The 9,482-nt window shown below is 46.5% G+C and carries 11 protein-coding genes; 7 read left to right on the top strand and 4 right to left on the bottom strand.

The genetic code is table 11. The features are described 5' to 3' along the window. The coding region (locus WBA89_RS16755; RefSeq protein ID WP_424408316.1) for a hypothetical protein at nucleotides 1-338 on the bottom strand (338 nt) is incomplete at its 3' end. Nucleotides 339-599: 261 nt separating this feature from the next. Between WBA89_RS16755 and WBA89_RS16750 the strand changes: the two genes are divergently transcribed. The 5 genes from WBA89_RS16750 (at nucleotide 600) to WBA89_RS16730 (ending at nucleotide 3,867) form a co-directional block, all read left to right on the top strand. Next, nucleotides 600-1,052 (top strand): hypothetical protein, encoded by a 453-nt coding sequence (locus WBA89_RS16750; protein WP_424408315.1) that lies wholly within the window; start codon nucleotides 600-602, stop codon nucleotides 1,050-1,052. A 235-nt stretch (nucleotides 1,053-1,287) separates the two neighbouring features. After that, on the top strand, nucleotides 1,288-1,722 hold the full coding sequence (locus tag WBA89_RS16745) for a hypothetical protein (protein ID WP_424408314.1): 435 nt from the start codon (nucleotides 1,288-1,290) through the stop codon (nucleotides 1,720-1,722). Nucleotides 1,723-1,839: 117 nt separating this feature from the next. Next, complete coding sequence (locus tag WBA89_RS16740) at nucleotides 1,840-2,124, top strand: peptidase (RefSeq protein WP_424408313.1); 285 nt, start codon at nucleotides 1,840-1,842, stop codon at nucleotides 2,122-2,124. A 277-nt stretch (nucleotides 2,125-2,401) separates the two neighbouring features. Beyond that, a complete protein-coding gene (locus WBA89_RS16735; RefSeq protein WP_424408312.1) occupies nucleotides 2,402-2,632 on the top strand; it encodes a hypothetical protein in 231 nt (76 codons plus the stop codon). A gap of 665 nt (nucleotides 2,633-3,297) precedes the next feature. Further along, entirely contained in the window at nucleotides 3,298-3,867 is a 570-nt protein-coding gene (locus WBA89_RS16730) for a hypothetical protein (protein ID WP_424408311.1), read from the top strand. A 644-nt stretch (nucleotides 3,868-4,511) separates the two neighbouring features. Here the strand turns inward: WBA89_RS16730 and WBA89_RS16725 are convergent. The 3 genes from WBA89_RS16725 to WBA89_RS16715 form a co-directional block, all read right to left on the bottom strand. Then, nucleotides 4,512-5,297, bottom strand: a complete 786-nt coding sequence (locus WBA89_RS16725; protein WP_424408310.1) for a photosystem II S4 domain protein — start codon at nucleotides 5,295-5,297, stop codon at nucleotides 4,512-4,514. 13 nt (nucleotides 5,298-5,310) lie between these two features. After that, nucleotides 5,311-5,619, bottom strand: a complete 309-nt coding sequence (locus WBA89_RS16720; protein ID WP_424408309.1) for a Uma2 family endonuclease — start codon at nucleotides 5,617-5,619, stop codon at nucleotides 5,311-5,313. Between the two features lie 187 nt (nucleotides 5,620-5,806). Beyond that, the gene (locus WBA89_RS16715; protein ID WP_424408308.1) at nucleotides 5,807-6,313 is read right to left on the bottom strand and encodes a hypothetical protein; all 507 of its coding nucleotides are present in this window, start codon (nucleotides 6,311-6,313) and stop codon (nucleotides 5,807-5,809) included. 287 nt (nucleotides 6,314-6,600) lie between these two features. On the opposite strand from WBA89_RS16715, the gene serA reads away from it, so the two are divergent. Together serA and prmA are read left to right on the top strand one after the other, a co-directional pair. Beyond that, nucleotides 6,601-8,184 (top strand): phosphoglycerate dehydrogenase, encoded by a 1,584-nt coding sequence (gene serA / locus WBA89_RS16710; RefSeq protein WP_424408307.1) that lies wholly within the window; start codon nucleotides 6,601-6,603, stop codon nucleotides 8,182-8,184. 255 nt (nucleotides 8,185-8,439) lie between these two features. Next, a complete protein-coding gene (gene prmA / locus WBA89_RS16705) occupies nucleotides 8,440-9,330 on the top strand; it encodes a 50S ribosomal protein L11 methyltransferase (protein ID WP_424408306.1) in 891 nt (296 codons plus the stop codon). Nucleotides 9,331-9,482 lie beyond the last annotated feature (152 nt).

Below are 9,482 nucleotides of genomic sequence, written 5' to 3'. Positions count from 1 at the left end.
TGTACAATTTTTTTTGTAACAGGGCTGACGGGTGCTGTTATTGTACCGCACCCGCCGGCGACTGTACAGTAACTCGTAATATCAATTCCGGTTGCACTCATACCGGAATTGTTGACTGTTGACTGTTGACTGTTGACTGTTGACGGGCGGGTCGAAAAACTGAATGGTTGAGTGTTAACTGTTGACTCGATTTTATGATTCCGATGCAACCGGAAACGATATAAATCGCGATCGCCTAAAATTATCTCAGATCCGGGCGCTAAAATCTCGAATCGCAAATCAAATCTGCGGTGAAAGCGAACCGCAACTGACAGTTGACAAAAAGCTAAAATAAACATCTCTCACAATTCCTGCATAACAGGCCGGAAAGTCGGTTTGTGACTATCTTTTTAGGAGAGATATAAGAGATTGCCAAGGGCGATCGCACGCAGACAGGAATGCTCAGCTATAATCGTACAAGTACAGTGCGCGATCGCGCGGCAGTTCACAAACCCGGTTTCTCGATGTCTCGGAAAAACCAGCCATCAACGTTAAAAAAAGCGGGTTTTGAATGCCTTAGTCCTCAACTAAATCCACTTCACTCTTCGAGTTAAAATCCCATGAACAAACCAGCAAAAGCTTTCAAGTTCCCGCTCAATATTTTGATAATCGGTTTAAGTGCCACTGCGATTTTCCCAGCTTCAGTAAAAGCTGCATCTAGTAGGATAGTTTCCGCCACCAACAGCCCGGAACAATCGGCAATTTTAATTGCTCAGCGACAGCAGCAGATTAAGTTTAAAAGAGGCGCTAGTTCAGCGGAAGTAAAAGGAGGAGTAGCGCGCGGCGAAGTCATGATTTATTTGATTCGCGCCAAACAAGGTCAAACCATGAATATTGAGATCCAATCAGTTGAGGGAAATGCTGTTTTTAAAGTTGTCGATCCGAATACAAACGCCGTAGCCGAAGGAGAAAAAAGCTGGTCGGGAAAATTGCCCCAGACGGGACAATATCAGGTAGTCGTCGGTACAGAACGAGGAGGCGCGAGTTACACTTTGTCAGTTGCGATATACTAACATTTTGCTGTTGCCTCGCTAGTTGTTAAATTCTGCCAGTTATAACATTACCTGGATTCCCGCAAACCCAGTTTCTTTAACACCTCCGCCAGTCTCGAAGATGACAGCGTTAGCAGCAAGGCAATCTTATCTGTGCAGCTAACTGCGATTAATTGCAGTTAGCTGCACATTTGAGCGATCGATCTGCTAGTTTTGTGACAAAATAGATTGTAGTTTAATTTTTTTAGGAGTTTGTATGGCTCGTTTCAATCAAATCCTTGTCCTAGGTGCCGTCAGCCTTCTAACTTTGGCTGGTTGCGACAGCGCTAAGGAAGCTTCCACTCCGCAAACTTCACCCGTCCCGGTTCCTGCTGCTACTGCTGTTGCAAAAACTGAGAAAGCAGTATCCCAAGGAAACTATGCAGAATTGAGTGCTGTCGTGTCCAGTACCAAAGCAGCGGTTCAAACTGGTGATTTCGTCAAAGCAAAAACCGAATTTGACAAATTTGAGAATGCCTGGAAACAAGTCGAAGACGGCATCAAAACCAAAGCTCCTAAAAGCTACGAAGCCGTTGAAGATAGCGCAGAAAAAGTAACAGACGATCTCAAAAAAGGTCAGCCTAGCAAAGACCAAGTGCTGGCTCAGTTGGACTCGCTAGAAACGACTATTAATAGCATTCCCAAAATGTAAGATAGATTATTAAATTGAGTGCTTGTTTCTAGTTTTGCAACCGCCGCAATTACTCAGAAACAAGCACTCAACACTTTCTTTTTATATAAGCTCAGTATTCCAAAAATTTCAACCACTATGAAGAAAGCTTTTCGCAAGTACCACCGCATGATAGGCATTATTGTTGCTTTGCCGCTAACCCTAACTGTGTTGACGGGAATGGCTGCAACTATTGGTCGGGAGTGGCCGCTAAATATAGGAATTTCATCGAGATTTATGTTAAAAGTTCATACTGGTGAAATTTTTAACCTGCAAGGAATTTACCCGATTTTAAACGGCTTGGGAATGCTCGGCTTGCTCGTGACAGGTTTAAGTATGTCGGGTTTGTTCGGCAGAAGAAAGCAGCAAAATTCCAACGATTAAAAGCAAAGATGCGAGAAACTGACGAAGGACTTGATGACTACTATTGAACCCGGTAATTTTAGGGTGGCAAATATGAGCTTAAAAATCACAACAAATAACCTATGTACGGTTCCGGTTCATCGTACCGTAACTGTTGAACCAAATTTCTTGATTTTGTAACAAAAAATCAAGTGATATTAAATCCTCTCTTCATCGGAATGATTCAGATATATATTCTCGGACTCTGTGTACTCTGTGTTCTCTGCGGTTAAATCATTCCGATGCAACCGGAAACGATATGAGGCATCGCGTAAAGTTGTTATGGTTGGGTTGCCAAAATAATTTTGAAGCGGGCGTATTGCTAAAAATTATGCCGCGTTACCAAACTACTGATAATATCCTGACGCTCCAACAGGCACTCGAAGGAATAATTGTTAAAAATTTAAAAAAGCTGAATGCACTGTTGCCTGAGACTCGTAGATTAATCCGCAAAGCTGACTTGGTTGCTGCGATTAAAGAGCAAATGTAGGGACAAAAACTCAAGCAAGTTTGGACTCAATTAGATGACCTGCAAAAAGCGGCCGTAGCTGAAGTTGTACAAGGATAGGACGGTAACTATTATGCCGAAAAATTTAGGGCGAAATACGGACAAGATCCCAACTGGGGAACGATCGATCGCTATGGAACTAACAGAGAACCATCGCTACTGTGCTTATTTATCTACGGCAGCGCGATCTCCTACGACTTGGGGGAAGAATTGCTGAATTTTGTTCCCAAACCCCAAGAAACTAGCTTGAGTCAGGTTGGGGACACGCTACCAAAAACTATTGAGTTCCAAGTAGAAAAATACAACTACAGTACAGGCAAAACAGAAATAGAAAAATGGGAACTTCCTGTGACTGTTTTTGAAATGGAAGTGGCAGCCACAAAGGATTTGGCAGCGGTTTTGCGTCCGATCCAGTCGGGCAAAGTTTCTGTCAGCGAGAAAACTGCTTTACCTGCTGGAAGTGTAAAAGCGATCGCCTCTATATTGCAAGGCGGTGATTTTTATAATGAGGAACAGCGTCAAATTACCCTAGCCAAGGATAGCGACTATGATGATGAAGTATTCGTTGAGATCGGTAGCATCAAGCCCTTTGCTTGGATAATGATAGCGCAAGGGAGCAAGTTCGCGGAACGATCGGGCAGAAAGCTTTGCAAGAACCACCGGCAAAGGCTTTACAAACAGCATGGAAGCGCTGGTTGCAGACAAAGACTTTTGATGAATTTCGCCGCATTGATGCGATCGAAGGACAAACTGGCAGGGGCGCAAATGGGATGACGGATGTGGCGTGGCGCAGAGATGCGATCGCCTCTGTGCTCGCAGAATGTCCTGTGGGTAAGTGGATTCTGTTTAATGAATTCAGCACTTATGTAGTAGCAACTGGTCATAAATTTGAGGTGACGGAGGAACCCTACTATCTGTATATTGGTGAATTGGGGTATGGGAGTTTATCAGATTTGGAGCGTCATATACCGCAAACCGTGCAGCAATTTCTGGCGGATGTTAAAGAACGATCGAATAGTTTGCAAGATTTAGGCACTGTAAAATTAATCGAATGTACTAGCGCCCATTTAGCGTTGCTGATTGCGAATGATTCTCGCACTAAAAAATTCTGTCAGTTGGCGGGCGATCGCACTTTAGCCGTTCCATTGGGCCAGGAAACTAAATTTCGCACCGCCCTGCGGCAAATGGGCTATGTTTTGCCGCAGTCGGATAAATAAGCTGTTGCGGCATTAGAATTGTATGCTGTGGCGGGATATCCGGCCCACCCCACAAGAGTATTTGTAGGGTGCGTCGCTGGCGATAAATCCCTAAAAAAAGATATACAATCTCGATCGCGACACACCTATAAACAAAACATTTTTGTTCTATCTGAGTCTATGGGGGCTTTTTCATGGGGAAGGGCGGGTTTATTTAACCTATCTGCTGCGTTTTGCGTTTAAGTTTGTTGGTGAACCCGCCCCTACAGGATGATTGATAATGGTGCAAAATATCAGTTATACCGAACTTTTTCTCTCTTCCTTGTTCCTTCTTCCTGATGACGTTGGACGGAAAGCTCCGGGGGGACAGCAAAACATGACTGATGACTGATGACTGATGACTAATCTGCGCGAATCGGCGTCTATCCATTTTCATCTGCGGTTAATTTTTCTCTTGCTTTTACCGCAGATGAGGGCAGATTAACGCAGATCAACGCAGATGAATTAAATCGTTGTTTGCACGGTGCAAGATATTAGTTTAAACCACTGCAAAGCTAGATTAAATAATCTCGCACTTTAGTTTATTGGAGAGGACTTTCGCTGCGATGCAGGGTTTTTTAGCCCCTGTCGGACTCTGGCATTTACCCAATTCCAAAATTTCCGAATTACAAATATCGAGTTAACTGCACTCGATAGCGTTCTTTTTTAGTAATCATAACTTCCCCAATTTCCAATCTTCCCTTGCCGATAACAGCAATTAAATCTCCCGACTTGACGTTATAACTGGCTTGAGTGATGTCTTTCCAATTAACTCGCACGTCGCCGCTGTCAATTAAATCGGCCATTTTGCTGCGGGACATGGCGAATCCGGCAGAAGCTACAGCATCTAATCTCATTGATGCTTCGACGGTTGTCATTTCTTTCTTTTTCGGTTCTCTAATTTTGAGTTCGCTCAACTCAATGCGCTGAGTTTTGACTGGCACCGATCGCACTTGCTGCAAGCTCATCTCTAAATACTCTACCATTTCAGGCATCACAATCGCCTGGGCCCCGCGCTCCCCCAACACAATCACGTCGCCTGTTTTTTCGCGGACAATTCCCGTACCCAACATCGCCCCCAAAAAGTCGCGGTGAGAAGCTGTATCGAACAGGAAATTGCCAGCGATTTCTACCGCAGCAATGTTAACCGCTTCAGAGTCGATCGGGATTTCGGATCGCGCGATCGCAATTCTTTGTCTTTCAGCTTGCGGGTAGCCGCCCCAAGCAACTAATTCCACGTCAGTTAAGCGCTTAAATACCGTCATAGTGTCCGCCAACTCCGGCGGCGACAGAAAATCAGTCAGAGTAACTTCCCAAGTTTTAATTGCTTGTTCGGCTTGGTCGAGGGCCCGCGCCACACAGTCGCGGTTTTCGATGCCTTTTAACAGTTCTTCTCTTTGTAAATTCGCCATAATTAGTATCAACCTACAAAATATCGCTTAAATCCAAAACACAACCTGGCTGTACATTTTCACCTGAGAGAGTTGTCGGCGAGTCTAAAATTTTCACATCTGAACCTTGACGGGAGATTTCAATTTTTCTATTTTTGCGATCGAGCAACCATCCCAAACGAGCTTTATTTTTTACGTACACTTTCATTTTAGCTCGCAATTTCTCTAAGGAATCGCTAGCCGATCGCAATTCCACTACAAAATCGGGACAAATCGGTGCAAATTTCTCTTTTTGTTCCGCAGTTAAAGCATCCCACCTGTCGCGCTGCACCAGGCGTAGCATCGGGAGAAATATCTGTACCGTCGGGCAGTTTAAATCCAGTTACTGTTAACTGTTAACTGTTAACTGTTAACTGTTAACTGTTAACTGTTAACTGTTAACAACCAACTAAGAGTAAGAGGGCGGGCACTCTTGGCACCGCCCCTACCAACAACCAACTGCCAACAACCAACTGCCAACTGCCAAATAACTAAGTCTCTGTATAACCTTGGATATTTTCTGGTTCAAACTGCTGCAAAATATTCGCAGCTTTCCCGGTTAAATCATCAGTACCCTTAACCGCAATCAAAAATTTACCCGCATTCAAACGGTTGCGGTAGGGCAAAGCATCGCCGCTACCAAAAGCCATGCCGCCGGCACCGCCGACAAACACGCTGCCCATCCCGCCGGCGATCGCACCGAGCACTCCACCGATGAGGTGATCGCCAATTTCCCCCGCCCAAGCAAAAGTCTTCAACTCAGTCATCAAGCTGAAAGTAACGCCGGCCACAAAGCCAAAGGGTATCAGCCAAATAGCCATAAGTTTAGCTTGTTTCTTAGCTTGCTGGTTGGGGTCGATCAAGCCAAATTCATCCGCAGTTTTGTAGCCGCGGCCCAAAATGCTGACTTGCTTCATCGGTAAGCCTTCTTTTTCGAGGGCGCAGTAGGCCGCTTCGGCTTGCATTCGATCGGGCAGTACGGCGATAAGATAATTCATTGACAATAATTCCTGATAGTTAGGTTCGGATACCCGGAATTTATTATAGCCTGAAAAGACTTGCTAGCTAAGCAATTGGGCGTTTTCCAGAAGCCTGCCGAGTCCCACCGCCGCCAAACCTAAAATATTTCCCGCAAAAACGACCGACCATGACCGAATACAGATACAATTCAAACTGCACAAAGGCAAGCTTGAGCTGAGCTGTTAGATACGGCTCTAAGTCATAAGTCTCACTTTGAGCTCGCCAACGCTCGGCCTATTTTTACTATTGCACTCAATTGCTTGCTATGCCTAAAGTTCTAGTATCCGATCCGATCGACCAAGCCGGAATTGACATCCTCTCCCAAGTCGCGCAAGTTGACGTAAACACAGGACTTTCAGCCGAAGAGCTGGTAAAAATTATTCCAGATTACGACGCTTTAATGATCCGTTCTGGCACCCAAGTTACCAAAGAGATCGTGGAAGCCGGAAATCTACTCAAAATTATCGGTAGAGCCGGAGTCGGCGTAGATAATGTGGATGTACCAGCCGCTACCCGCAAAGGAATTGTAGTCGTTAACTCCCCCGAAGGCAACACGATCGCCGCAGCCGAACACGCGATCGCCATGATGCTCTCGATGTCCCGCCACATTCCAGAAGCCAACGCCTCCGTCAAAAGCGGTAAATGGGAACGCAACCGCTTTATCGGCGTAGAAGTCTACAAAAAAACCCTCGGTATCGTCGGTTTGGGCAAAATCGGTTCCCACCTCGCCGCCGCAGCCAAAGCAATGGGCATGAAACTGCTCGCCTACGATCCTTTCATCTCCACCGAAAGAGCGGATCAGTTGGGCTGCCGCTTGGTGGAACTAGATTTGCTGATGCGCGAGTCCGACTACATCACCCTGCACATCCCCAAAACCCCGGAAACCCTGCACTTAATTAACGCTGACGTGCTGTCGAAGATGAAGCCCACGGCCCGCATCATTAATTGCGCCAGAGGTGGCATCATCGACGAAGCAGCCCTCGCAGAAGCTATAAAATCAGGCCAGATCGCCGGCGCAGCGATCGATGTTTACGAACACGAACCGCTAGAAGCCGATTCGCCTCTGCGGAGTGTCGGCCAAAAAATCGTGCTGACACCTCACTTGGGCGCTTCGACGGCGGAAGCTCAGGTGAATGTGGCGATCGATGTTGCCGAACAAATTCGCGATGTGCTGTTGGGGCTGCCGGCGCGATCGGCTGTTAACATCCCAGGAATTTACCCAGACTCGATCGAAAAACTCAAACCCTACCTGCAACTAGCCGAAACCCTAGGCAACCTCGTCAGCCAGCTAGCCGGAGGCCGAGTCGATTACCTCAACGTCCAACTGCAAGGCGAACTTGCCAACAACCAAAGCCAGCCCGTAGTTGTCGCCGCCCTCAAAGGCCTGCTCTCCCAAGCCCTGCGAGAGCGCGTTAACTACGTCAACGCCAGCATTGAAGCCAAAGAACGCGGAATCCGGGTAGTCGAAACCAGAGACGCCTCAATTCGCGACTACACTGGCTCCCTGCACCTCTCGGCCAAGGGAACCCTCGGCGAACACACAGTCACGGGTGCAGTGCTCGGCGAAAGCGAAATTCGGATTACCAGCGTTGACGATTTCCCAGTCAACGTTTCCCCGACTCACCATATGCTGTTTACCCTGCACCGCGATATGCCGGGGATTATTGGTAAAATTGGTTCCCAATTGGGCAGTTTTAATGTCAATATTGCCAGTATGCAAGTGGGCCGCAAAATCGTGCGAGGCGATGCGGTGATGGTTTTGAGCCTGGATGACCCTCTACCAGAGGGCATATTGGCCGAGATCCTAAAAGTTCCGGGAATTCGGGATGCTTACACCGTAAATCTTTAAAGGATTTTAGATTTTAGATTTTAGATTGGCAGAATCTAAAATCTAAAATCGTTACGCGGTAAATGTTTAAAGGATTTTGGAGTTTAGATTTTGGATGCAAGGACTGATAATTGGTAATGGGTAATTAGTCATTGGTAATTGACCTGAAAGCGGGAATTTTTCTATTAGTCAATCCAGATTCTTCACTTTCGAGTTCCCAGTCTCCATTTCCTGACGGGCCAATCTAAAATCTAAAATCTAAAATCTAAAATTGTTATGGCACATAGCTGGTGGGAAATTAGAATTCTTTGCGATCCGGAGCTGGAAGATATCATCTTTTGGCGTCTGGAACAATTTAACTGTCGGGGAACAGCCACTCAGATCAAAAGCAATTCCTGCCTGATGTCGGCTTATTTGCCCGAAGAACAGGCTCAATTGCTGGATTTGGCCGCTCTGTCTCTGTGGCTGCGACAAGATGCTTTGTGTGCAGGTTTGCCCCTACCTGCGATGCAGTGGGATTTGATTGAGGAGGAGGATTGGGGCAGCACTTGGAAGCAGCACTGGCAGCCTCAAGAAGTGGGCGATCGCTTTTTAATTAATCCCGCCTGGCTGCCGGCGCCGACTGATACCGATCGGGTAATCTTGCGTTTAGATCCCGGTGTCGCTTTCGGTACGGGTGCTCACGCTACGACTCAACTTTGTCTGGAATCTCTGGAAATGCGTCTCGGTTTTGATGACAAAGAGTGCATAGTTGCGGATATTGGCTGCGGATCGGGTATTTTGTCGATCGGCGCGGTGTTGTTGGGCGCTACAAAGGTTTATGCTTTGGATACCGATCCTTTGGCGGTGCGATCGACCATTAGCAACCGACAGCTCAACCGCGTTAACCCGCAGCAGTTAATCGCAGAACTCGGAACGGTCGATCGCTTGAAAGAAATGATCGATGAGCCGATCGACGGTTTGATGTGCAACATTTTAGCAGAAGTAATCATAGATTTAATCCCGCAGTTCACCGCGATTAGCAAACCGAGTACATGGGCCGTGCTCAGCGGCATTTTGCTCGACCAAGCTAAGCCAATTGCCGATACTCTCGAACAGCACGGCTGGATTGTGGCTACTTTGTGGAAGCGCCAAGATTGGTGTTGTTTTAACATTCGGCGCAGTTAGTGTTCTGAGATTTTCGATATATATATTAGTAGTAGGGTGCGTCAGATTCGATGATTTTGGATGCGTATAGAATCGCTAACAACTGACGCACCCTACAATTATTTCGGAATTAATATCACCCGAAATCAGGATAGGGCAGTGCCGTTTACCTA

The sequence above is a fragment of the Microcoleus sp. genome (genome assembly GCF_049646505.1).
Classification (GTDB): domain Bacteria; phylum Cyanobacteriota; class Cyanobacteriia; order Cyanobacteriales; family Microcoleaceae; genus Microcoleus.
The sequence above is the reverse complement of the archived record's forward strand: the minus strand, read 5'-3'. Positions and strand labels throughout refer to the sequence as shown.